This window comes from Rhizobacter sp. P5_A1 (assembly GCF_056400745.1).
The window spans coordinates 16,155-36,461 of record NZ_JBFUKR010000015.1; the positions used below are offsets into that span (position 1 = coordinate 16,155).

Annotated in this window: 20 protein-coding genes; 10 read left to right on the top strand and 10 right to left on the bottom strand. The window is 68.2% G+C overall.

Features of this window, described 5'->3' with window-relative positions; genetic code table 11:
- The first annotated feature begins 9 nt into the window (after positions 1–9).
- The gene (treS, locus tag AC1DTW_RS16895; RefSeq protein ID WP_477982436.1) at positions 10–3,348 is read left to right on the top strand and encodes a maltose alpha-D-glucosyltransferase; all 3,339 of its coding nucleotides are present in this window, start codon (positions 10–12) and stop codon (positions 3,346–3,348) included.
- Between the two features lie 20 nt (positions 3,349–3,368).
- Positions 3,369–4,094 carry a mechanosensitive ion channel family protein gene (locus AC1DTW_RS16900; RefSeq protein ID WP_477982437.1) on the top strand — a complete coding sequence of 242 codons (726 nt, stop codon included), beginning with the start codon at positions 3,369–3,371 and terminating at the stop codon, positions 4,092–4,094.
- Between the two features lie 3 nt (positions 4,095–4,097).
- On the opposite strand, the gene AC1DTW_RS16905 is transcribed toward AC1DTW_RS16900, so the two are convergent.
- The 3 genes from AC1DTW_RS16905 to AC1DTW_RS16915 form a co-directional block, all read right to left on the bottom strand.
- The gene (locus AC1DTW_RS16905; protein WP_477982438.1) at positions 4,098–5,078 is read right to left on the bottom strand and encodes a tripartite tricarboxylate transporter substrate binding protein; all 981 of its coding nucleotides are present in this window, start codon (positions 5,076–5,078) and stop codon (positions 4,098–4,100) included.
- A 28-nt stretch (positions 5,079–5,106) separates the two neighbouring features.
- Positions 5,107–6,831: a long-chain fatty acid--CoA ligase gene (locus AC1DTW_RS16910; RefSeq protein WP_477982439.1), complete on the bottom strand. Its 1,725-nt coding sequence runs from the start codon at positions 6,829–6,831 to the stop codon at positions 5,107–5,109.
- A gap of 62 nt (positions 6,832–6,893) precedes the next feature.
- Positions 6,894–7,316: a nuclear transport factor 2 family protein gene (locus AC1DTW_RS16915; RefSeq protein WP_477982440.1), complete on the bottom strand. Its 423-nt coding sequence runs from the start codon at positions 7,314–7,316 to the stop codon at positions 6,894–6,896.
- 123 nt (positions 7,317–7,439) lie between these two features.
- Between AC1DTW_RS16915 and asd the strand changes: the two genes are divergently transcribed.
- Positions 7,440–8,291 carry an archaetidylserine decarboxylase gene (gene asd, locus AC1DTW_RS16920; RefSeq protein WP_477982441.1) on the top strand — a complete coding sequence of 284 codons (852 nt, stop codon included), beginning with the start codon at positions 7,440–7,442 and terminating at the stop codon, positions 8,289–8,291.
- Here asd and AC1DTW_RS16925 read toward each other — a convergent pair.
- A complete protein-coding gene (locus AC1DTW_RS16925) occupies positions 8,276–8,701 on the bottom strand; it encodes a DUF3037 domain-containing protein (protein ID WP_477982442.1) in 426 nt (141 codons plus the stop codon). The genes asd and AC1DTW_RS16925 overlap by 16 nt on opposite strands.
- Entirely contained in the window at positions 8,679–9,482 is an 804-nt protein-coding gene (locus tag AC1DTW_RS16930) for a HipA family kinase (protein WP_477982443.1), read from the bottom strand. Before AC1DTW_RS16930 ends, AC1DTW_RS16925 begins: the two co-directional genes overlap by 23 nt.
- 121 nt (positions 9,483–9,603) lie before the next feature.
- On the opposite strand from AC1DTW_RS16930, the gene AC1DTW_RS16935 reads away from it, so the two are divergent.
- Positions 9,604–9,954, top strand: a complete 351-nt coding sequence (locus AC1DTW_RS16935; protein WP_477982444.1) for a hypothetical protein — start codon at positions 9,604–9,606, stop codon at positions 9,952–9,954.
- Positions 9,955–10,067: 113 nt separating this feature from the next.
- Positions 10,068–11,948 (top strand): molecular chaperone HtpG, encoded by a 1,881-nt coding sequence (gene htpG / locus AC1DTW_RS16940; RefSeq protein ID WP_477982445.1) that lies wholly within the window; start codon positions 10,068–10,070, stop codon positions 11,946–11,948.
- On the opposite strand, the gene AC1DTW_RS16945 is transcribed toward htpG, so the two are convergent.
- The 3 genes from AC1DTW_RS16945 to AC1DTW_RS16955 all read right to left on the bottom strand — a co-directional run bounded on the left by AC1DTW_RS16945 (position 11,949) and on the right by AC1DTW_RS16955 (position 14,781).
- Positions 11,949–13,031, bottom strand: coding sequence for a serine/threonine protein kinase (locus AC1DTW_RS16945; RefSeq protein WP_477982447.1), 1,083 nt, complete (start codon positions 13,029–13,031; stop codon positions 11,949–11,951).
- Between the two features lie 43 nt (positions 13,032–13,074).
- Positions 13,075–13,914, bottom strand: coding sequence for a DUF2726 domain-containing protein (locus AC1DTW_RS16950; RefSeq protein ID WP_477982448.1), 840 nt, complete (start codon positions 13,912–13,914; stop codon positions 13,075–13,077).
- Positions 13,915–14,073: 159 nt separating this feature from the next.
- Entirely contained in the window at positions 14,074–14,781 is a 708-nt protein-coding gene (locus AC1DTW_RS16955) for a GNAT family N-acetyltransferase (protein WP_477982450.1), read from the bottom strand.
- 226 nt (positions 14,782–15,007) lie between these two features.
- On the opposite strand from AC1DTW_RS16955, the gene rplM reads away from it, so the two are divergent.
- Genes rplM through erpA form a run of 5 tightly spaced genes read left to right on the top strand, consistent with a single transcriptional unit; the run spans position 15,008 to position 17,605 of the window.
- Positions 15,008–15,436, top strand: coding sequence for a 50S ribosomal protein L13 (gene rplM / locus AC1DTW_RS16960; protein WP_477982451.1), 429 nt, complete (start codon positions 15,008–15,010; stop codon positions 15,434–15,436).
- Between the two features lie 12 nt (positions 15,437–15,448).
- Positions 15,449–15,841 carry a 30S ribosomal protein S9 gene (rpsI, locus tag AC1DTW_RS16965; protein ID WP_477982452.1) on the top strand — a complete coding sequence of 131 codons (393 nt, stop codon included), beginning with the start codon at positions 15,449–15,451 and terminating at the stop codon, positions 15,839–15,841.
- 46 nt (positions 15,842–15,887) lie between these two features.
- Complete coding sequence (locus AC1DTW_RS16970; protein ID WP_477982453.1) at positions 15,888–16,730, top strand: DUF6776 family protein; 843 nt, start codon at positions 15,888–15,890, stop codon at positions 16,728–16,730.
- A 48-nt stretch (positions 16,731–16,778) separates the two neighbouring features.
- A complete protein-coding gene (locus AC1DTW_RS16975; RefSeq protein WP_477982455.1) occupies positions 16,779–17,174 on the top strand; it encodes a bactofilin family protein in 396 nt (131 codons plus the stop codon).
- A 35-nt stretch (positions 17,175–17,209) separates the two neighbouring features.
- Positions 17,210–17,605 carry an iron-sulfur cluster insertion protein ErpA gene (gene erpA / locus AC1DTW_RS16980; protein WP_477982456.1) on the top strand — a complete coding sequence of 132 codons (396 nt, stop codon included), beginning with the start codon at positions 17,210–17,212 and terminating at the stop codon, positions 17,603–17,605.
- Positions 17,606–17,661: 56 nt separating this feature from the next.
- Here the strand turns inward: erpA and AC1DTW_RS16985 are convergent, their stop codons facing one another.
- Together AC1DTW_RS16985 and AC1DTW_RS16990 are read right to left on the bottom strand one after the other, a co-directional pair.
- On the bottom strand, positions 17,662–18,786 hold the full coding sequence (locus tag AC1DTW_RS16985) for an anhydro-N-acetylmuramic acid kinase (protein WP_477982458.1): 1,125 nt from the start codon (positions 18,784–18,786) through the stop codon (positions 17,662–17,664).
- A gap of 86 nt (positions 18,787–18,872) precedes the next feature.
- The gene (locus tag AC1DTW_RS16990) at positions 18,873–20,264 is read right to left on the bottom strand and encodes a M23 family metallopeptidase (protein ID WP_477982459.1); all 1,392 of its coding nucleotides are present in this window, start codon (positions 20,262–20,264) and stop codon (positions 18,873–18,875) included.
- Positions 20,265–20,307: the final 43 nt, after the last annotated feature.

The window sequence follows — 20,307 nt, forward strand, 5'->3', positions numbered from 1 at the left end:
CGCCCCGCAATGGACGCACCCTTGGCCATCGTCGATCCCGAACAGCGCGAGATCGACACCACTGCCGACCCGCTTTGGTACAAGGACGCCGTCATCTACCAGCTCAACGTCAAGGCCTTCTTCGATTCCGACGCCGATGGCGTCGGCGACTTCAAAGGCGTGACCTCGAAGCTCGACTACGTCAAGGAACTCGGCGTCAACACGATCTGGCTGATGCCGTTCTACCCGTCGCCGCTGCGCGACGATGGCTACGACATCGCGAGCTACGACGATGTGCACCCGCAGTACGGCACGCTGGCCGATTTTCGCGAGATGCTCGACGAGGCGCACAAGCGCGGGCTGCGGATCATCACCGAGCTGGTCATCAACCACACCTCCGACGCGCACCCGTGGTTCCAGGCCGCGCGCAAGGCCCCGCCCGGCTCGCCCGAGCGCGATTTCTACGTCTGGAGCGACACCGACCAGAAGTACCGCGGCACGCGCATCATCTTCACCGACACCGAGACCTCGAACTGGACCTGGGACCCGGTCGCGAAGGCCTATTTCTGGCACCGCTTCTTCAGCCACCAGCCGGACCTGAACTACGACAACCCGCTCGTGCTCGAGGCGGTCTTCAAGACCATGCGCTTCTGGCTCGACATGGGCGTCGACGGCTTCCGGCTCGACGCGATTCCCTACCTCGTCGAGCGCGACGGCACGAGCTGCGAGAACCTGCCCGAAACGCACCAGGTCATCAAGCAGCTGCGCGCCGCGATCGACGCGCGCTACCGCAACCGCTTCCTGCTGGCCGAGGCCAACATGTGGCCCGAAGACGTGCGCGAGTACTTCGGCGACGGCGACGAATGCCACATGGCGTATCACTTCCCGCTGATGCCGCGCATGTACATGGCGATCGCCCAGGAAGACCGCTACCCGATCGTCGAGATCATGCAGCAGACGCCGGACATCCCCGAGAACTGCCAGTGGGCGATCTTCCTGCGCAACCACGACGAGCTGACGCTCGAGATGGTGACGAGCCGCGAGCGCGACTACATGTACCGCACCTACGCGATCGACCCGCGCGCGCGCATCAACCTCGGCATCCGCCGGCGCCTGGCGCCGCTGATGGAGAACGATCCCGATCGCGTCAAGCTGATGAACAGCCTGCTGCTGTCGATGCCGGGCTCGCCGATCATCTACTACGGCGACGAAATCGGCATGGGCGACAACGTCTTCGTCGGCGACCGCAACGGCGTGCGCACGCCGATGCAGTGGAGCCCCGACCGCAACGCCGGCTTCTCGCGCGCCGACCCGCAGCGCCTGTACCTGCCGCCGATCATGGATGCGATGTACGGCTACGAGGCGCTCAACGTCGAGGCCCAGACGCGCGACCAGAGTTCGCTGCTGAACTGGACCAAGCGCATGCTCGCGGTGCGCCAGACCAGCCACGCGTTCGGGCGCGGCCAGCGCCGCTTCCTGTCGCCGGGCAACCGCAAGGTGCTCGCCTACCTGCGCGAATACGGCGACGACAGCATCCTGTGCGTGTGCAACCTGAGCCGCTCGGCGCAGCCGGTCGAGCTCGACCTGTCGCGCTTCAAGGGCCGGGTGCCGGTCGAGCTGCTGGGCCGCACCGCGTTCCCGCCGATCGGCGAGCTGCCCTACCTGCTGACACTGCCGGGCTACGGCTTCTACTGGTTCCGCCTGACCCTCGATGCGGCGCCGCCGCACTGGCACGAGGAACACGCGGCCCTCGAGGAGCGGCCGACGCTGGTGCTGTTCGACGGCTGGACCAGCCTGTTCCGCGAGCGCGTGATGCCCTGGCGCATCGGCATGGCCGAGCGGCTGCGCCTGCAGTTCGAGACCGAGGCGCTGCCGCGCTACATCGAGGCGCAGCGCTGGTACGCGACCAAGGGCACGCCGGTCACCCGTGCGCGCCTCGCCGACTACGCGCACTGGCAGCAGGGCGACGACGGCTGGCTGCTGCCGCTGATCGATGTCGAGGGCCCGAGCGAGCGTTCAGGCTACTTCGCGCCGCTCGCGCTGGCCTGGGAAGACCACGACGAGGAGCGGCTGAAGAGCGTCACCGCGGCGGCGCTGGCCAAGGTGCGCCAGCAGGCCAATGTCGGCGTGATGGGCGACGCGTTTGCCGACGAGGGTTTCTGCCGCGCCGTCGTCGCCGCGATCGGCGCCGGGCTCGAGCTGCCGACCGCGAGCGGCCAGCTGCATTTCCGGCCGACCGCGGCGTATGCGTCGATCGCCGGCCCGGATCTCGCCGCGCTGCCGGTATCGCGGCCGCAGGCGCAGAGCAGCAACACCATCGTCACGCTCGGCGACCGCCTGTTCCTGAAGGGCTACCGGCGACTGCGCAGCGGCGTGAACCCCGAGCTCGAAGTCGGCCGCTACCTCACCGACGTGGCCCATTACCGGAACTGCGTGCCGGTCGCCGGCTCGCTCGAGTACACCTCGGCGAACGGCGTGGCCGTGACCCTCGCGCTGGTGCAGGCCTTCGTCGCGAACCAGGGCGACGGCTGGTCGTACACGCTCGCCTACCTCGGCCGCTTCCTCGAGCCGCTGCGCACCGCCGCGGAAGCGGTGCCACCCGACGTGCACGGTGCCTATCTCGCGCTGGTGCACACGCTGGGCCTGCGCAGCGCCGAGTTGCATGCGGCGCTGGCCCGGTCGACCGGTGACGCCGGGTTCGATCCCGAACCGTTGAGCGCCGACGATGTCGAGGCGCTGCGCCGCCGCGCGCTCGACGAGGCCGCCGCGAGCTTCGATCTGCTGCAGGCCCAGCTCGACCAGCTTGCCGACGGCCCGCGCGAGCTGGCGCGCGCGCTGCTGCCGGAACGCGAGCGCATGCAGGCTCGCATCGCGGCGTTGGCGGTGCCGACCCCCGGCGGCGTCAAGATCCGCCATCACGGCGACTACCACCTGGGCCAGGTGCTCGTCACGCGCAACGACTTCGTCATCATCGACTTCGAGGGCGAACCGGCACGGCCCTTCGAAGACCGACGCGGCAAGGGCTCCTCGCTGCGCGACGTGGCCGGCATGCTGCGCTCGTTCAACTATGCGCACTGGAGCGCACTGCGCGAGGTCGCACACAGCAGCGACGAACTCGACAAGCTGACGCCGCATGCGCAGGCCTGGGAGGCGCAGACGCGAGCCGCATTCCTGGCCGGCTACCGGCAGGCGCTGCCGAGCGCGCTTGCGGCGGTTCCCGTCGAGCCGGGCAGCGGGCTGCTCGGCCTGTTCGAGCTCGAGAAGGCGCTCTACGAGCTTCGCTACGAACTCGGCAACCGGCCTGATTGGGTCGTCGTGCCGCTGCAGGGCATCCGGGCGCTGCTCGGCGAGCCCGGTGCCGCCGGCTGATCAGGTCAAGGAGAACCGTCATGCAAAGCGTCGACATGCTGTTCGAACCGGTGCGCGCCTTCCTGTCGCAGATCGGCGTGTTCCTGCCGCGGCTGCTGCTCGCGGTGGTGGTGCTGGTCGGCGGCTGGTTGGTCGCGAAGCTGGCGCGCTTCACGGTCGTCAAGGCCTTGCGCACGATCAACTTCCACGTGCTCACCGAGCGCGCCGGCATGGACGGCTTCCTGCGCCAGGGCGGCCTGCAGGTCGACACGAACGGCATCTTCGGGCTGCTCGTCTACTGGCTCGTGATCCTCGCCGCGCTGATCATCGCGTGCAACGGCCTCGGGCTGACCTACATCACCGACCTGCTGCACCGCGTCGTGCTGTTCGTGCCGAACGTGTTCGTCGCGCTGATCGTGCTCGCGTTCGGCAGCTACTTCGCGCGCTTCATCGGTACGACGGTGATCGCGTACACGCGCAACGTCGGCCTGCACGACGGCGAGCTGCTGGGCCGGCTCGCGCGCTACGCGATCCTCGCGTTCGTCGCGCTGATCGCGCTCGACCAGGTCAACATCGGCGGCCCGATCGTGCGCGACAGCTTCCTGATCGTGCTCGCCGGACTGGTGTTCGCGGCGGCGCTGGCGGTCGGCCTGGGCTGCAAGGACTGGGTCGCGCGCCATCTCGAAGAGCGCTGGCCCAGTCCGGGAACGCAGGACGTGGCACCGAAGACCGACAAGCCCGACCTGTTCGACGATCTGCGGCGCTGACGGTCACTTCGGCGCGAGGCCGAGGCGTTCGATCAGCGCCTTGTCTTTCGCGAACTGCTCGCGTGCCCACTTCGCGTAGTCGTCGCCGCTGCGGTACCAGGGATCCTGGTTCAGCTGCGCCAGCAGCTCCACGTGCTTCGGATCGTCCATCGCCTTCTTGAAGGCGTCGTGCAAGGTCTTCGCGACGGCCGGGTCCATGCCTTTCGGGCCGACCAGGCCGTACGGCGAGGTCGAGACGACGCTGTAGCCGAGCTCCTTCGCGGTCGGCACCGCCGGCCAGCGCCTGGTGCGCTGCTCGCCGAAGGTGACGAGCAGGCGCATCTGGCCGCCGTCGACGAACTTGTCCCAGCCGGTCGCGTCGCTCATCGCCATCACATGGCCGCCGAGCAGCGCCTGCGTCAGGTCGGCGTTGCCCTTGAACGGCACGTGGTTCAGCTCGACCTTCGCATTGCCGGCGAGCTCTTCCATCAGCAGGTGCGGCGAGGTGCCGGTGCCGGTCGAGCCGTAGTCGATCTTGCCGGGCGCCTTGCGTGCGGCCTCGATGTACTCGTTGAAGGTCTTGTACGGCGAGTCGGCGCGCACCGTGAAGCCGAAGGTGTAGCCACTGATGCCGATGATGAAGCTGAAGTCCTTCAACGGATCCCATGGCACCTTCTGCATGTGCGGCAGCCGCACCATGCCCATCGGGTACTGCGCGATCGTGTAGCCGTCGGGCTTCGCGGTCAGCGCCATCGTGCCCGGGCCGGTCGTGCCGCCGCCGCCCGGGCGGTTCTCGACGATGACGTTCTGGCCGAGGTTCCTGGCGGCGATCTCGGCGAGCGCGCGCAGATGCCGGTCGGTCGAGCCGCCGGCCGGCCACGGCACGATCAGCGTGATCGGCTTGCCCGGAAAGGCCTGCGCCCGTGCGCCGAACGGCGCGGCGAGCGCGGCGGCGCCGAGCAGCACGCTGCGGCGGCGCAGCGCGTGAGTGTCGTGGATCGTCATCGCGTCGGTCTCCGGTGGGTGGTCTTGTTCAGCGGCCGTGCTCGCCGCGTGGTGCGAGCTCGCGCTCCTGCAGCTCGCGCCATTGCACCTTGCCCGATCCCGACTTCGGCAGTGACAGTACAAACTCGACTATCCGCGGGCTCTTGTACGCCGCCATGTGCGCGTGCGCCCAGTCGATGACCTGCCGTTCGGTGACCCGGCCGCGCTGGTCTTCCTTCAGCACGACCAGCGCCTTGACGGTCTCGCCGCGCTTCGCGTCACGGGCCGCGATCACGCAGGCTTCGAGGATCGCCGGGTGGTGGTAGAGCAGCGCCTCGACCTCGGCCGGCCAGACCTTGTAGCCCGACGCGTTGATCATCCGCTTCAGCCGGTCGACCATGAAGAAGTACCCGTCGGCATCGACCATCGCGAGATCGCCGGTGCGCAGGAAGCGCTTGCCGTCGATCTCGATGAAGGCCTGCGCGGTCGCGGCTGCGTCGTTCCAGTAGCCGCGCATCACCTGCGGGCCGGCGACGACGACCTCGCCGGTCTCGCCCTGCGGCACTTCTCGCAGCGTCGCCGGGTCGATCGCGCGGGCGTCGACATCGAACACCGGAATGCCCAGGCACTGCGGCTTCGGGCGGTGCATCGGGTTGATGTGGGTCGCGCCCATCGTCTCGCTCATGCCGTAGCCCTCGATGTAGCGCTGGCCGGTCAGCTCGAACAGCTTCGCGGCGACGGCCGCCGGCATCGCCGCGCCACCGCCGCGCACGACACGCAGGCTGCTCAGGTCGTGGTCGGCAAGCTTCGGATTCGACAGGAAATCGACCAGCATCGTCGAGATCGCCTGGAAGGTGTTGACCCGGTAGCGCTGCACGCACAGTGCGGCGGTGTCGCGGTCCCACCGCGGCAGCACGACGATCGTCGCGCCGGCGTACAGCGGGCCGTTCATGCTGCCCGACAGCCCCGTGACGTGGAACAGCGGCAGCACCGTCAGGAAGACCGAATCCTGCGTGCGCTGGAACCACTCGACGCCGCCGACCAGCGTGCTCATCACGCTGCGGTGCGTGTGCATGCAGCCTTTCGGCGCGCCCGTCGTGCCCGAGGTGTAGGGCATCACCGCGAGGTCGTCGGCGCCTTGCGTCAGCGCGCCCGGCCGCAGATGGCGCGCGAGCGCGTCGGCCCACGGCGTGATGCCGGCGTCGTCGAAGCGGCGGCGCCGTTCGGCGACGAACTCCGGCACGTTCAGGTCGGTCGGCTGCTTCAGGCAATCGCTGTAGGTCGCGACGATCAGGTGCCGCAGGCCGCGCTCGCTGCCTTCAGTGTGACCCGGGCCGCCGAGCAGCGGCTGCATCTGTTCGACCAGGTCCTGCGGCACGAAGGCGGTCGTCGCGCCGGTGTCGCGCACGTAGTGGCGCAGCTCCTCGGTGCGGTTCATCGGGTTCACCGGCACGACGACCGCATTGGCGCGCAGGATCGCGTAGAACGCGACGATCCACTGCGGGCTGTTCTGCATGTACAGCAGCACGCGGTCGCCGGCGCGCACGCCGCAATCGTGCTGCAGGAAGCCGGCGATGCGCTCGGCCTCGTCTCGGAATTCGCGGAACGTGATGAGCGAGTCGTAGAAGACGATGAAGGGCTTGTCCGGGTAGCGCGCCGCCGCGACCTCGACGTTGTGGAACAGGTTGGTCTCGGGCAGCGTCAGGTGCTGCGGCAGCGCCGGCGGCCAGTGGGCCAGGTGGGCGGGCGCGGTGGCGGGTTCAGCTGCGGGCATCGTTGTTCCTCGGCGATGCCGGCCACTGTAGTCCAGCTTCGCCGCCCCGCGGCGCGGCCCGTTCAGTGCGTGCCGAAGATCATCCGGTGACCGCGCTGCGTGTCCATGTATTCGCGCAGCCGGTGGATGCGGCCGTCCCTCATCTCGATGAAGAACGCGTAGTCGTTGTCGTAGTGGCGGCCGTTGGCGAGCCGCCCCTGGAAGCGGTGTTCCATGATCACGGTGTCGCCCTCGGCGAACAGGCTGCGCCACTCGACCTTCACGTCGGCGACGAACAGCGTCTGGAATTCCTCGGTGAGGAAGCGCACGATGCGCTCGCGGCCGATCATGTGGCCGACGCTGTGCAGCGCGACGGCCGTCGCGTTGTCGGCCGGCGCGAGCCATTCGGCGTCGGGCGTGAAGGCTTCTGCGACGCGCGCCGGGTCGCGGCTCGCGAAGCTCTTCCAGGCTTGGATCACGGCTTGCTTGTTCTGCTCGGGGGTCATGGGACGTCTCCTGTTGAAGCCCGAAGATAGGCGCGCAACGGTGTCGGCGCTGGCCGGATCCGGACACCTTCATCGGCGGGACCCGTCGATACAATCCCGCGTCTTCACTCGCGCGCCGCCCCCGTGTCCGATCGCCTCAAAGTGCTCCCGCAATACATGCTCCCGAAGCGCGCGCTGACGCGCTACGCCGGCTGGCGCGCGTCGCGCCGCTGGGGGCCGCGCACGACGAAGCTGATCCGCGGCTTCGTCGCGAAGTACGGCGTCGACATGAGCGAAGCGGCGAATCCCGACATCGCGAGCTACCCGAGCTTCAACGAGTTCTTCACGCGCGCGTTGAAGCCGGGCGTGCGGCCGCTCGCGGCGGCCGACCTGGTCTGCCCGGTCGACGGTGCGATCAGCCAGTTCGGCCCGATCCGGCGCGACCAGATCTTCCAGGCCAAGGGCCATGCGTATTCGACGACCGCGCTGGTCGGCGGCGACGCGTCCCTCGCCGCGCAGTTCGTCGACGGCCACTTCGCGACGCTCTACCTGAGCCCGAAGGACTACCACCGCATCCACATGCCGTGCGACGGCCGGCTGCTGCGCATGATCCATGTGCCGGGCGAGTTGTTCTCGGTGAACCCGGTGACGGCGCGGGTCGTGCCGGGGCTGTTCGCGCGCAACGAGCGCGTCGTCTGCGTGTTCGAATCGGCACGCGGGCCGTTCGTGCTGACGCTCGTCGGCGCAACCATCGTCGGCAGCATGGCGACCGTGTGGCATGGCGTCGTCAACGCGCCGCGCGTCGCCGAGGTGCGCGAGTGGCGCTACGACGACAAGCCGGTCGTGCTGAAGCAGGGCGACGAGATGGGGCGCTTCCTGCTCGGCTCGACGGTCGTGATGCTGTTCCCGAAGGCGCGGCTGCAGTTCAACCCCGACTGGGCGCCGGCGCGAACGATCCGCCTCGGCGAGGCCATGGCGAGCTACGCCGCCGGCTGATCGGGCCGGGTCGCCGGCGGTGCCGGCCGCCGCACCATCTTGCGCATCAGCGCGTCGAGCATCCGCCCCGGCGCTTCGCAGCGGCCGGTGTGCACCGCCGAGGTCTGGATGCTCGAGCTGCGCGGCGCGACCAGCCAGTGGAAGCGCTCGCGCGTCGACAGACGGCCGAGTGCGCCCGCCGCCTCGCCGCCGGCGCAGATCAACGGGATCGCGGCGAGCGCGGCGCGGATGCCGGGCAGGTCGGCGCCCGGGTCGAGCGCGAGCAGGCGCGGCTCGTCGAGATCGATCGCGGCCTGCAGCAGTCCCCGCTCGGCGCACGAGAGGATCACGCCGGCGTTGATGAACTCGCCGCGCTCGACGCGCGGCACGACGCGCACGATCGCGTAGTCATACGTGCTGTGTACGGGCACGGACGGCCTCCTCGAAAAACGCGCGCGGCGCAGCGAGCCGCTGCGTCAGGTACTGCAGATAGGCGTCGCGGTGGACCACCTTGCTCGCGAACGTCGGTTCATCTTCGAGCCAGGTGTCGGGAATGAGTTGCACGATCGCCGCGATGCGCGGCGGCGTGAGCTGTGCGGTCATCCACGCATCGGCCGCGTCGAGCGCGCTGGCAAACGGCAGCAGCACGTGGTCCTTGATCAGTGCGAATGGGCTCGTGGCCCGCGCGAGGTGGTCGCGCCAGTCGTGGTGGAAGTACAGCGAGGCGCCGTGGTCGATGAGCCAGAGCTTGCCGTGCCAGACCAGCATGTTGGTGTTGCGCGCGGTGCGGTCGAGGTTGCTGACGAAGGCATCGAACCAGACGATGCGCGACGCGAGCTCGGGGTCGGGCTGCATCGCGAGCGCGTCGAACGTGACCGAACCGGGCAGGTAGTCGAGCGCGAGGTTCAGGCCGCCGCTGCCGCGCACGAGATCGGCGCTGGCGCGGATCAGGTCCTGGATCTCCGGGTCGGGCTCGGTGCGCGCGAGTTCGGGCTCGAGCTCGGCGAACACGATCTCCGGCACCGGCAGGCCCGCCGCGCGCGCGAGTTCGCCGGCGACGAGCTCGGCGATCAGTGCGCGCGGGCCCTGGCCGGCACCGCGAAACTTGAGCACGTACAGGCCGTCGTCGTCGGCCTCGATCACCGCGGGCAGCGAGCCGCCTTCGCGCAGCGGCGTGACATAGCGGGTGGCGGTGACGGTGCGAAGCGGCATGCTGCATTCTGCTGTAGGACGCGGCCAGCGGCGCGACGCGGCACCCTCCGACTCGCGGCGCCGCGGGGCACTGCCGATACTTGTTCGTGCGCTGCGCGCGACAGGCGACAGGAGCCGAACGATGACCACCGACCGATCCGAACGAACCACCTTGCTGGGCCGCACGATCCGCTGGCGCTTTGCCGACGGACCGGTCGCCGGGCAGACCTTCGAGCACACGTTCAACGACGATGGCAGCGTCGTCTGGCGCAGCGTCGACGGCAAGGAGCCGACGAAACTGCATCGCGAGAAGTTCGGCGCGGTGGCACCGATCAGCGACGACGTCGTCGTCGTCTCGTACGCCTCGGCGGGCGGCTACACGCTGACGGTGGCACTGAACCTCGCGCAGGGGAAGATGGTCGGGTTCGGCTCCGGGCACGACACCTGGGCGCAGCAGAAGGGAACGTTCGAGCTGCTGCCCGAACCCGCTTGACAGCGGCGCGCGGCGCGGTCGGGCCGCCGGCGTCTTGAAATCGGCCGTCCATGGCCCAAAATCCCGCGTTTGCCGGCGGCATGGTGTCGCCCGGGCAGCATCCGCGAAGAATCATGGACAAACAGACGCTCTCATTCCAGGCCGAGGTCAAGCAGATCCTGCACCTCGTCACCCACTCGCTGTACTCGAACAAGGAAATTTTCCTGCGCGAGCTGGTCTCGAACGCCTCCGATGCCTGCGACAAGCTGCGCTTCGAAGCGCTGAACCACCCGGGCCTGCTCGAGGACGCGCCGAACCTCGACGTGCGCGTCGCGTTCGACGCCGACGCGAAGACGATCACGATCACCGACAACGGCATCGGCCTGTCGGCCGAGGAAGCGGTCGCGAACCTGGGCACGATCGCGAAGAGCGGCACGCGCGAGTTCGTCGCCGCGCTCGAGGGCGAGCAGAAGAAGGACGCGCAGCTGATCGGCCAGTTCGGCGTCGGCTTCTACAGCGGCTTCATCGTCGCCGATCGGATCACGGTCGAGTCGCGCCGCGCCGGTCTGCCGGCCGACGAAGGCGTGCGCTGGAGTTCCGAAGGCAGCGGAGAGTTCGAGATCGAGCCGCTGACGCGCGCCGCGCGCGGCACCAGCGTGACCTTGCACCTGCGCGACGGCGAAGACGAGTTCCTGAACGGCTGGAAGCTCAAGTCGATCATCGGCAAGTACTCCGACCACATCTCGCTGCCGATCCTGATGCGCAAGGAAGAGTGGGACGCCGAGGCCGGCAAGCAGGTGCTGAAGGACGAGTGGGCGCCGGTCAACAAGGCCGCCGCACTCTGGACACGCAGCAAGAGCGAGATCACGCCCGAGCAGTACACCGAGTTCTACAAGCAGATCAGCTACGACAGCGAGGCGCCGCTGGCCTACACGCACAACCGCGTCGAGGGTCGCAGCGAGTACACGCAGCTGCTGTACGTGCCGGCCAAGGCGCCGTTCGACCTGTGGAACCGCGACAAGCGCGGCGGCGTCAAGCTCTACGTCAAGCGCGTCTTCATCATGGACGACGCCGAGGCGCTGATGCCGGTCTACCTGCGCTTCGTCAAGGGCATCATCGACAGCGCCGACCTGCCGCTGAACGTGAGCCGCGAGCTGCTGCAGGAAAGCCGCGACGTGAAGGCGATCCGCGAAGGCTCGACCAAGCGCGTGCTGAGCATGCTCGAAGGCCTGGCCGACAGCGAAGACGAGGCCGAGAAGGCCAAGTACGCGGCGTTCTGGAAGGACTTCGGCGTCGTGCTGAAGGAAGGCGTCGGCGAGGACCACGCGAACCAGGAGCGGCTCGTGAAGCTGCTGCGCTTTGCCTCGACGCATGCCGACGAAGGCGTCTCGCTGACCGACTACCTCGGCCGCATGAAGGAAGGCCAGGAGGCCATCTACTACATCACTGCCGACAGCCTGGCCGCCGCGAAGAGCAGCCCGCAACTCGAGATCTTCCGCAAGAAGGGCATCGAGGTGCTGCTGCTGATCGACCGCGTCGACGAGTGGATGCTGAGCCACCTGTACGAGTTCGACGGCAAGGCGCTGCAAAGCGTCGCGAAGGGCAGCGTCGATCTCGGCAAGCTGCAGGACGAGGCCGAGAAGAAGCAGGCCGAAGAGGCCGCGACCGCCTTCAAGCCGGTGCTCGATCGGCTGAAGGAGGTGCTGAAGGAGCGCGCGAAGGATGTGCGCGTGACGACCCGGCTGGTCGATTCGCCGGCCTGCCTGGTCGTCGAGGAAGGCGACATGAGCGGGCACCTCGCGCGCCTGTTGAAGCAGGCCGGCCAGAGCGCGCCCAAGTCGCTGCCGACGCTGGAGGTCAATGCCGAGCATGCGCTGGTCAAACGCCTCGACGGCAGCGCGCATTTCGACGACCTGGCGAACATCCTGTTCGACCAGGCACTGCTCGCCGAGGGCGGGCAGCTGGAGGATCCGGCCGCCTATGTGAAGCGCGTCAACGCCCTGCTCGTGGCCTGATCAGCCGAGGCTGCCGAGCGGCGGCTCGGCCATCGCGTCGATCTGCTGACGCAGCCGCGTCGTCTGCTCGGCCCAGTACTTCGGGCTCTCGAACCAAGGGAACGCGATGGGGAACGCCGGGTCGTTCCAGCGCCGCGCGATCCAGGCGCTGTGGTGAATGATGCGCAAGGTGCGCAGCGGTTCGATCAGCCGCAGCTCGCGCCAGTCGAAGTCCATGAAGGCTTCGTAGCCTTCGAGCACGGCCGACAGCTGGCGCGTCATCGCCGCGCGGTCACCCGAGAGCAGCATCCACAGATCCTGCGTCGCCGGGCCGGTGACGGCGTCGTCGAGATCGACGAAGTGCGGACCATCGGCAGCCCACAGCACGTTGCCCAGATGGCAGTCGCCGTGCAGCCGCAAAGTGCGCGCTGCTGCGCCTTCGTCAAAGGCCTGCCTGACCGCGGCGAGCGCTTCGTCGGCGGTCTGGCGCCAACCGGGCTCGGCGTCCGGCGGAATGATGCGCTGGGCGAGCAGCCAGTCGCGGTTGTCGAAGCCGAAGGTCTGCACGTCCAGGGTCTGGCGAAACTCGAACGGCTTGTGCACGCCGACCGCGTGCATGCGCCCGACGAAGCGGCCAATCCATTCGAGCGTGCCCTCGTTCTCGAGCTCGGGCGCGCGCCCGGCCAGGCGGGCGCTGACGCTGAAGCGGTAGGCGCCCGAACGCGTCTGGAGCTGCGCAAGCGTCGCCCCGAGCCTTGACACGCGATCGGCATGGCGCGACGCCGCGTCGATCGCAAGTGGCCATACCGCGGCGACCGGAATCTCGTTCGCCGCGAGCTCGTTCGCGAACCCATGCTCTTCGAGGATCTGCGCATCGCTCCAGCGCCCCGGCCGGTAGAACTTGGTCACGATGACACGCCCGTCCTCAAGGAAGACCTGGAAGACGCGGTTCTCGTACGAGTTGAGCTGCAGCAGCCGGCCATCGCCGCGCAGCCCGACGGCGTCGAGCGCGTCGAGAACGGTATCGGGATCGAGGCCGGCGAACGGGGCGTCGGCGTCCGCTGCCGGCGATCCGGCGGGAAAGGCCTCGGTGGGTGATGTCATGCGCGCATCGTACGCGCCGACCCCCGGGGCCGTTGGGGGATGGTCAGCGGCGCGAGCCGCTCGAGAAGCGTGGTGTGTCGACGACGACACCGCCGCCCGCGCCGTCGTTCGGCTCATCGCTGCTCGCGCCCCGGTCGTCGAGACCGCCGAAGCTGGAGGGCTCGCCGCTGCGCGTGCTGGTGCGACGCGAAGGCTTCGCGCTCGGCAGCGGCGCGAATTCGCTGCTGCTGAAGCCGTCGCGCGAATCGGGCGCGAAGAACGAATCCTGGAACACGGTCGAGTCTTGCCAGAGCGCGGTGCGCTCGGCGCGGCGCGTCGCGACGGTGGTCGACAGCGAGTCGCGCGCCTGATGCAGGTTGGCCGGCGGCGCCGAGGCCGGCTGCGGACCGCGCGCCGGCGAACTGGCGCTCGGCACCAGCAGCTGCAGCTCGGCGACCGACGGCAACTGATCGACCGGGCAGCGCAGGTAACGCACGCGGCAGGCGCTGAGCACCGACTGCTTGATCTGCATCACGCGGCGCGAGTTGCCGCGGTCGGTGTCGAGATCGATCGCGGCGAGCACGCGGCCGTTCGCGCTGCAGACCGCAAAGGTCACGTGGCTGGTGCCAAGCAGGTCGAACCAGAAACGCACCTCGTTCGGATCGGTCGGCTGGCAGAAGCGCACCAGCGGCAGCTTCGACAACACGATGTGATGCGGCAGCGCTTCACGCAGCAGGCGGTAGACGCGGCGTTCGTCGGTCGAGAAGACCGGCCGCGGCGCGAGCGCCCACTCGGTCGGCAGCTCGGCCGATTTCTTCGGCGTGCTCTTCAGCGCCCAGACGCCGAGCACGACGGCCAGCAGCCCCAGGGCAACGAGTGCAATGATCCACGGGAGCACTTGCATGGTCGGACAGTGCGGTTCAGAGAGCCGGGGCCAGGTCGATGCGACGGCCCCGATCACGCACTGTACCGGATGTGACTGGATCGGTAACCTTCTGTTTCTTCGGGTGGGCGGATCGCGCCGGCGCGCGCGCCTGCGCTGTGCGGAATGCACGCCGCAGTGTCACTCTTCCGCGACGTGCGTGGCCTTGTTCAGCGAGGCCTTGACTTCGGTGATGGCGTCCAGCAACCCGCCGACCTGGCGGGCGTGGACCTTGAGCCGGTAGTCGAGCTCCGCGGCCTGTTGCTCGACCAGCTCGTCGATGTGCGATGCGAAGCTGTCGGGCGGCAGCTTCAGCCAGGCATCGGATTCGGAGCCTTCGCGCACGACCGTCGCACCGGCGTTGCGCGCGATCCGCAACATGGCGGTGTTTTCGCTGAGCGCGTGGATCAGCAGCGTTTCGACGCCGCGGTTGCGCGCATGCAGCATGGCATGCTCGAACAAGCGCCGCCCGAAGCCGCGGTTGCGTGCGTGCGGCAGCACCGAGACGCCGAATTCGGACATCGCCGGGGCATCCTTCTTCGGTGCGACGACCGAGTGCGCCAGATGGGCCATCGCGATCAGCTCGAGGCGGCGGCTGAAAATGCCGAACACCTCGTCCTGCTCGAAATCGAGCATGTCGACGTACTTTGAGATCTGCGCATCCGTGGCTGCATAACCGAATCGCAGATAGCGGTCGTTCACTTCCAGGGCCAGCAAGTGGGCCGTGATGCGCTCTCGATGGCGTGGGCCCAGCGAGCGAATTGGCACCCAGCTCCAGCTCGGGCCGGTCTTGCCGGCAGCTGCATGCGGTGCGTCGAGTGAGGGAGTAGGTCGGTCGGAGGTGCTCATTGCGAAGGTCTCCCGGAGATTCGGGTTAACCCCAGTCTACGGCATTCGGCTAGGCGGGACTCCCGAATTGTTGCACCGCACCAGAGTGAGAAAGGGCCGGCTCTGCTATAGTTGCAGGCTTTCCCGAGATTTGCCCCGTGGGAAAGAGGCGTGCGAGAGTCCCCGACAGAAGCGGAACCGAGCGCGTTGCATACATTGCAGGGGCTGACAAACCAACCAATCAACCATGAAAACCTTCAGCGCCAAACCGGCCGAAGTGACGCATGAGTGGTTTGTGATTGACGCGACCGATAAGGTTCTCGGAAGGGTGGCCAGTGAAGTCGCCCTCCGCTTGCGCGGCAAACACAAGGCCATCTACACGCCTCACGTCGACACCGGCGATTTCATCGTCATCGTCAACGCCGACAAGATCCGCGTCACCGGCAACAAGGCCAACGACAAGGTCTACTACCGGCACTCGGGCTACCCGGGCGGTATCCACGCGACCAAGTTCAAGGACATGCAGGCCAAGCATCCGACTCGCGCGATCGAGAAGGCCGTCAAGGGCATGCTGCCAAAGGGTCCGCTGGGCTACGCGATGGTGAAGAAGCTGAAGGTGTACGCCGGTGCCTCGCATCCGCACACTGCCCAGCAGCCCAAAGTGCTGGACATCTAAGGAGCGGCAGCAATGATCGGAATTTGGAACTACGGAACCGGCCGCCGCAAGTCATCGGTGGCACGCGTCTTCATCAAGAAGGGCACCGGCCAGATCATCGTCAACGGCAAGACCGTCGACGAGTATTTCGGCCGCCAGACCTCCATCATGGTCGTGCGTCAGCCGCTGGTGCTGACGTCGAACGACGCCGCGTTCGACGTCAAGGTCAATGTGCGCGGTGGTGGCGAATCGGGCCAGGCCGGCGCGGTGCGCCACGGCATCACGCGTGCGCTGATCGACTACGACGAAACGCTGAAGCCGCCGCTCAAGCACGCCGGTTTCGTGACGCGTGACGCGCGCGAGGTCGAGCGCAAGAAGGTCGGTCTGCACGGCGCGCGCCGTCGCAAGCAGTTCAGCAAGCGGTAACTGGCACCCCTCGGCCGACGGGTACGTCGGCCGATCCCCCGAGGGGATGCGGGCCCGCTTGGGAGCGGCCCGGCGCTGGGCCCGCGGCCGCCCCCAACGCCAAGCCACCTTCGGGTGGCTTTTGTGTTTTGTGGCGCTTCTACAATCGCGCCTCCTTGACGAGAAGCCGGACCCGGAGATGCGTTTCAAGCTGCTGCGCCGCCGCCTGTCGATCAGCGCGCCGCGCATGATCGTGCGCAGCCACCTGCCATGGCCGCTGCGCTGGGCGGTGATCGCGCTGATGTTCGGCTTCTCGGCCGCGCTGGCACTGTGGGCGTTCGAAATCGGCAAGACCATCGCCGGGCTCGAGCGCAACTCGGCCGACGAACTGCAACGGCTGCGCGTCGAGGTCGCGCAACTGCGCGGCGAACGTGAGAAGGCGATCTCGATCGCCAACACCGCCGAAAGCCTGCTGAAGGCCGAGAAGGCGGTGCAGGACAAGCTCGCCCAGCAACTCCGGCTCGCCGAGGCCGAGAGCCTCGCGATCAAGAGCGACCTCGGCTTCTTCGAGCGCCTGCTGCCGGCCGGGGCGGGCGAGGGCTTGGCGATCCGCGGGCTGCAGGCCGAGCCCATGTCGCCCGGCCACCTGCGCTTTCAACTGCTCATGATGCAGGCCGGCAAGACGCCGCCCGAATTCAGGGGCCGCTACGAGGTCACGCTGGCGGGTTTGCTCGATGGCAAACCGTGGAGCTTCACGCCGCCCGACGGTCCGCGGACGCTGCAATTGAAACAATATCTGCGCGTCGAAGGAATGATCGATCATGTACCGCAGGCCATGGTAAAAACCGTCTCGGTCAGGGTGACCGACCTGAGCGGCGCGCTGAGAGCCAGCCTGACCATCAAGCCTTAAGTGGCGCGAAAAACGGCCGATACAGGCTGACACGTTGGAGAGCCTCCCATGTTCGGCAAAAAGAACCAACCGCCCATCCGCACGCTGGTCGGCGAGGGCACCGTGATCCACGGCGAGCTGCGTTTCACCGAAGGCTTGCGCATCGACGGCGAGGTGCTTGGTGACGTGACCGCTGCCGGCGATGCTTCGAGCATCCTCGTGATCAGCGAGAAAGCCCGCGTCACGGGCAAGGTCTCGGGCGGGCACGTGATCATCAACGGGTCGGTCACCGGGCCGGTCCGCTCGAGCGAACTGCTCGAGCTGCAGCCGAAGGCGGTGATCGTCGGCGACGTGCGATACGAGGTGCTTGAAATGCACCCGGGCGCCACCATTGATGGTGAACTGCGGCCGATCGGTGCCGCAGAGAAGCCCGGTCTCAAACTCGCCGCGTCGAATCCGGGATAATCGAGCGCATCGGCACATTGCCGCAGGAGTTCCGCATGAGCGCTATCGCTGAAAAAGTCCAGACTGACAACCTCCAATCGCTCGCCGCGATGGACGAGCCGCCGGTGCCGCTGGTCTTCACCGACAGCGCCGCCAACAAGGTCAAGGAACTGGTCGACGAAGAGGGCAACCCCGAACTGAAGCTGCGCGTGTTCGTGCAGGGTGGCGGTTGCTCCGGCTTCCAGTACGGTTTCACGTTCGACGAGATCGTCAACGACGACGACACGCAGATGAGCAAGAACGGCGTCACGCTGTTGATCGACGCGATGAGCCTGCAGTACCTGGCCGGCGCCGAGATCGATTACAAGGACGACCTGCAGGGCGCCCAGTTCGTGATCAAGAACCCGAACGCGACGACGACCTGCGGCTGCGGCTCGAGCTTCTCGGCCTAGGCTGTCGCCTCTTCGCTTCAATCCTCAAGCCGCCTTCGGGCGGCTTTTGCGTTTCTTCAATGCGACGGATACAGCGCGCCGAGCACGCGCGGGCCCGCCGCGCCGGTGACGCTCGGAAGATTCGCCGGTTCGCGCCGCATGAACGCGCGCGCCAGCCATGCGAATGCGCAGCCCTCGACCTGATCGGCCGGCAGCCCGCGCGCGCTGGTCGGCAGCACGTCGATGCCGGGCAGGCGTGCAGCGAGCCTGCGCATCAGCTCGGCGTTGAACGCGCCGCCGCCGCAGACCAGCAGTTCGCGCGCGCCGGGTGCGTGCGCGAGCGCGTCGGCCGCGCAGGTCGCTGCGGTGAGTTCGGTGAGCGTCGCCTGCACGTCGACCGGCTGCGGCGACGGCGCGCAGCGCGCGAGCTGCGCCTGCAGCCACGCAGCGTTGAACAGATCGCGGCCCGTGCTCTTGGGCGGCGACAACGCGAAATACGGTTCGGCGCGCATCGACGTGAGCAACGGATCGATCACCTGGCCGGATGCGGCCCAGGCGCCGTCCGCATCGCAGGGCTGCCCGGTGTGCACGCGGCACCAGTGGTCCATCAACGCATTGCCCGGTCCGCAATCGAAGCCGACCGTCGAACCATCGGCGTGCAGGGCCGTCAGGTTGCCGATACCGCCGAGGTTGAGCACGGCGATCGTCGCGTCGGGCCGGCCGAACATCGCGCAATGAAACGCCGGCACCAGCGGCGCCCCCTGGCCGCCGGCGGCGACGTCGCGGCTGCGCAGGTCGGCGATCACGTCGATGCCGGTCAGCTCGGCGAGCAGCGCCGGGTTGTTCAGCTGCACCGTGTAGCCCAGACCGTCGAACTCGCGCGGGCGGTGTCGAACGGTCTGGCCGTGCGCGCCGATCGCCCGCACCTGCCCGCGTGAGGCGCCGCTCGCGGCGAGCAGGGTGTCGACGACTTCCGCATAGACGCGCACGAGCGCGTTGCCCGCGAGCGCGGCGCGGTGCAGCTCGCTCTCGCCCGGCGCGTTCAGCGCCAGCAGCTCGTGCGCGAGCCCCGATGTGAAGGGTCGATGCGCGTGCGCGACGACACGCAGCAGCTGCGCCCCAGGCGCGTCGAAATCCACCAGCACGCCGTCGACGCCATCGAGCGAGGTGCCGGACATCAATCCGAGGTAGAGCTCAGTCATCGCCCGATTGTGACCGTCTGAAAAAGAGAAGGCCCGCGCATGCGGGCCCTTCGATCGTCGCTTTGCGCAATGCGCTCGCGCTTCGCCTACTCCGCGTAGGCGCCCGATTGTGCGACCGAATCGGCGACCTCGAGCTGGCTCTGCAGGCTGCGCGCCAGCTGCGCGAACTCGGCCTTCTGCGCCGGCGCGAGCGGCACCGACTCCGACGTCTTCGCCATGATCATCGGGTCTTGCTGCACGCCCCCGACCTTGACCTCGAAATGCAGATGCGGCCCGGTGGCCCAGCCGGTCGAGCCGACCGCGCCGATGCGCTGGCCCTGTTCGACATGCGCGCCGGGCTTCACATCGATGCGGCTCATGTGCGCGTACAAGGTCGAGCGCTGCGCGCTGTGGCGGATCTCGACGACGTTGCCGTAGCCGTTCTGCCAGCCGGCGAAATCGACCGTGCCGTCGCCGACCGTGCGGATCGCGGTGCCGGTCGGTGCGCCGTAGTCGACGCCCTTGTGCTGCTTCCAGCTGTTCAGGATCGGGTGCATGCGCATCGCGAAGCCCGAAGTCACCCGCGAGAACTCCATCGGGCTGGCGAGGAATGCGCGGCGCTTGCTCTGCCCGTCGAAGCCGAAGTAGCTGCCCTTGCCGTTCGCATCCTTGAACCAGACGGCCGAGTAGGTGCGACCGCCGTTGACGAAATCGGCGGCGAGCACGCGGCCGGCGTTCGTCGGGCCCCAGGTGATCGGCTCGCCGTCGGCGGTCAGCGCCTCGTACAGCACCGAGAAGGTGTCGCCCTTCTGCAGCTGGCGGTGAAAATCGAGATCGGTCGAGAACACGTCGGCGAGCTGGGTCGCGACGTTGTCGGGGATGCGCGCCTCGTCGGTCGCCGCGAACAGCGACGAGCGGATCGTGCCGCTGCCCATGCGCACCTGCGCGGCCAGCGGCGCGGTCTCGAGGATCGCGAGCAGCTTGCCGGCGATGCGCTTGATGCTCAGCCGCGTGAAGTGGGTGCCGAGCTGCTCCGGGTTGGCCGGCGCGTAACGCGCGATCAGCTCGGTCAGCGCGCCGTTCGCGTCGGTCTGCACGCGAACCATCTTGCCGCCGCGGCCCTCGAGCAGCTTGCGCGCGGTCGGGTCGGTGCGCAGGAACTGCGCGGCGTCGGCGTCGCTGACGTTCAGGCGCTTCAGCAGGCTGTCGGCCGTGTCGCTCGAGCGGCTCAGGTCGGTCCGGTAGAGCTGCAGTTCGTGTTCCGCCAACGCGTCGAGCTGCGACTGGATTCCGTCGGGAGCGACGGTTTCGGTCACGAGACGTTTCGGAATGTCAGCGGCGTCGGGCGCCATCGGCGCGATACCGAACGCGGTGACGCCGAATCCGGCCAGGCCGAACATCACCGCCGCCGACAGGCTGCGCGGGTGGGCGGACACAAAGCGACCCGTGCGCGCGGCGGCCGCAGCCACGGCGCGATCGAGAAAGTCCAGCGATTTCAATTCGGTTCAGGAGCGTTCGACGCTCTGGTGCGAGTGGCGGCAG

Coding starts and splice junctions, on each gene's coding strand:
- treS (WP_477982436.1), top strand. CDS start 10: ATGGACGCACCCTTGGCCATCGTCGATCCCGAACAGCGCGAGATCGAC.
- AC1DTW_RS16900 (WP_477982437.1), top strand. CDS start 3,369: ATGCAAAGCGTCGACATGCTGTTCGAACCGGTGCGCGCCTTCCTGTCG.
- AC1DTW_RS16905 (WP_477982438.1), bottom strand. CDS start 5,078: ATGACGATCCACGACACTCACGCGCTGCGCCGCCGCAGCGTGCTGCTC.
- AC1DTW_RS16910 (WP_477982439.1), bottom strand. CDS start 6,831: ATGCCCGCAGCTGAACCCGCCACCGCGCCCGCCCACCTGGCCCACTGG.
- AC1DTW_RS16915 (WP_477982440.1), bottom strand. CDS start 7,316: ATGACCCCCGAGCAGAACAAGCAAGCCGTGATCCAAGCCTGGAAGAGC.
- AC1DTW_RS16930 (WP_477982443.1), bottom strand. CDS start 9,482: ATGCCGCTTCGCACCGTCACCGCCACCCGCTATGTCACGCCGCTGCGC.
- AC1DTW_RS16935 (WP_477982444.1), top strand. CDS start 9,604: ATGACCACCGACCGATCCGAACGAACCACCTTGCTGGGCCGCACGATC.
- htpG (WP_477982445.1), top strand. CDS start 10,068: ATGGACAAACAGACGCTCTCATTCCAGGCCGAGGTCAAGCAGATCCTG.
- AC1DTW_RS16945 (WP_477982447.1), bottom strand. CDS start 13,031: ATGACATCACCCACCGAGGCCTTTCCCGCCGGATCGCCGGCAGCGGAC.
- AC1DTW_RS16950 (WP_477982448.1), bottom strand. CDS start 13,914: ATGCAAGTGCTCCCGTGGATCATTGCACTCGTTGCCCTGGGGCTGCTG.
- AC1DTW_RS16955 (WP_477982450.1), bottom strand. CDS start 14,781: ATGAGCACCTCCGACCGACCTACTCCCTCACTCGACGCACCGCATGCA.
- rplM (WP_477982451.1), top strand. CDS start 15,008: ATGAAAACCTTCAGCGCCAAACCGGCCGAAGTGACGCATGAGTGGTTT.
- rpsI (WP_477982452.1), top strand. CDS start 15,449: ATGATCGGAATTTGGAACTACGGAACCGGCCGCCGCAAGTCATCGGTG.
- AC1DTW_RS16970 (WP_477982453.1), top strand. CDS start 15,888: ATGCGGGCCCGCTTGGGAGCGGCCCGGCGCTGGGCCCGCGGCCGCCCC.
- AC1DTW_RS16975 (WP_477982455.1), top strand. CDS start 16,779: ATGTTCGGCAAAAAGAACCAACCGCCCATCCGCACGCTGGTCGGCGAG.
- erpA (WP_477982456.1), top strand. CDS start 17,210: ATGAGCGCTATCGCTGAAAAAGTCCAGACTGACAACCTCCAATCGCTC.
- AC1DTW_RS16985 (WP_477982458.1), bottom strand. CDS start 18,786: ATGACTGAGCTCTACCTCGGATTGATGTCCGGCACCTCGCTCGATGGC.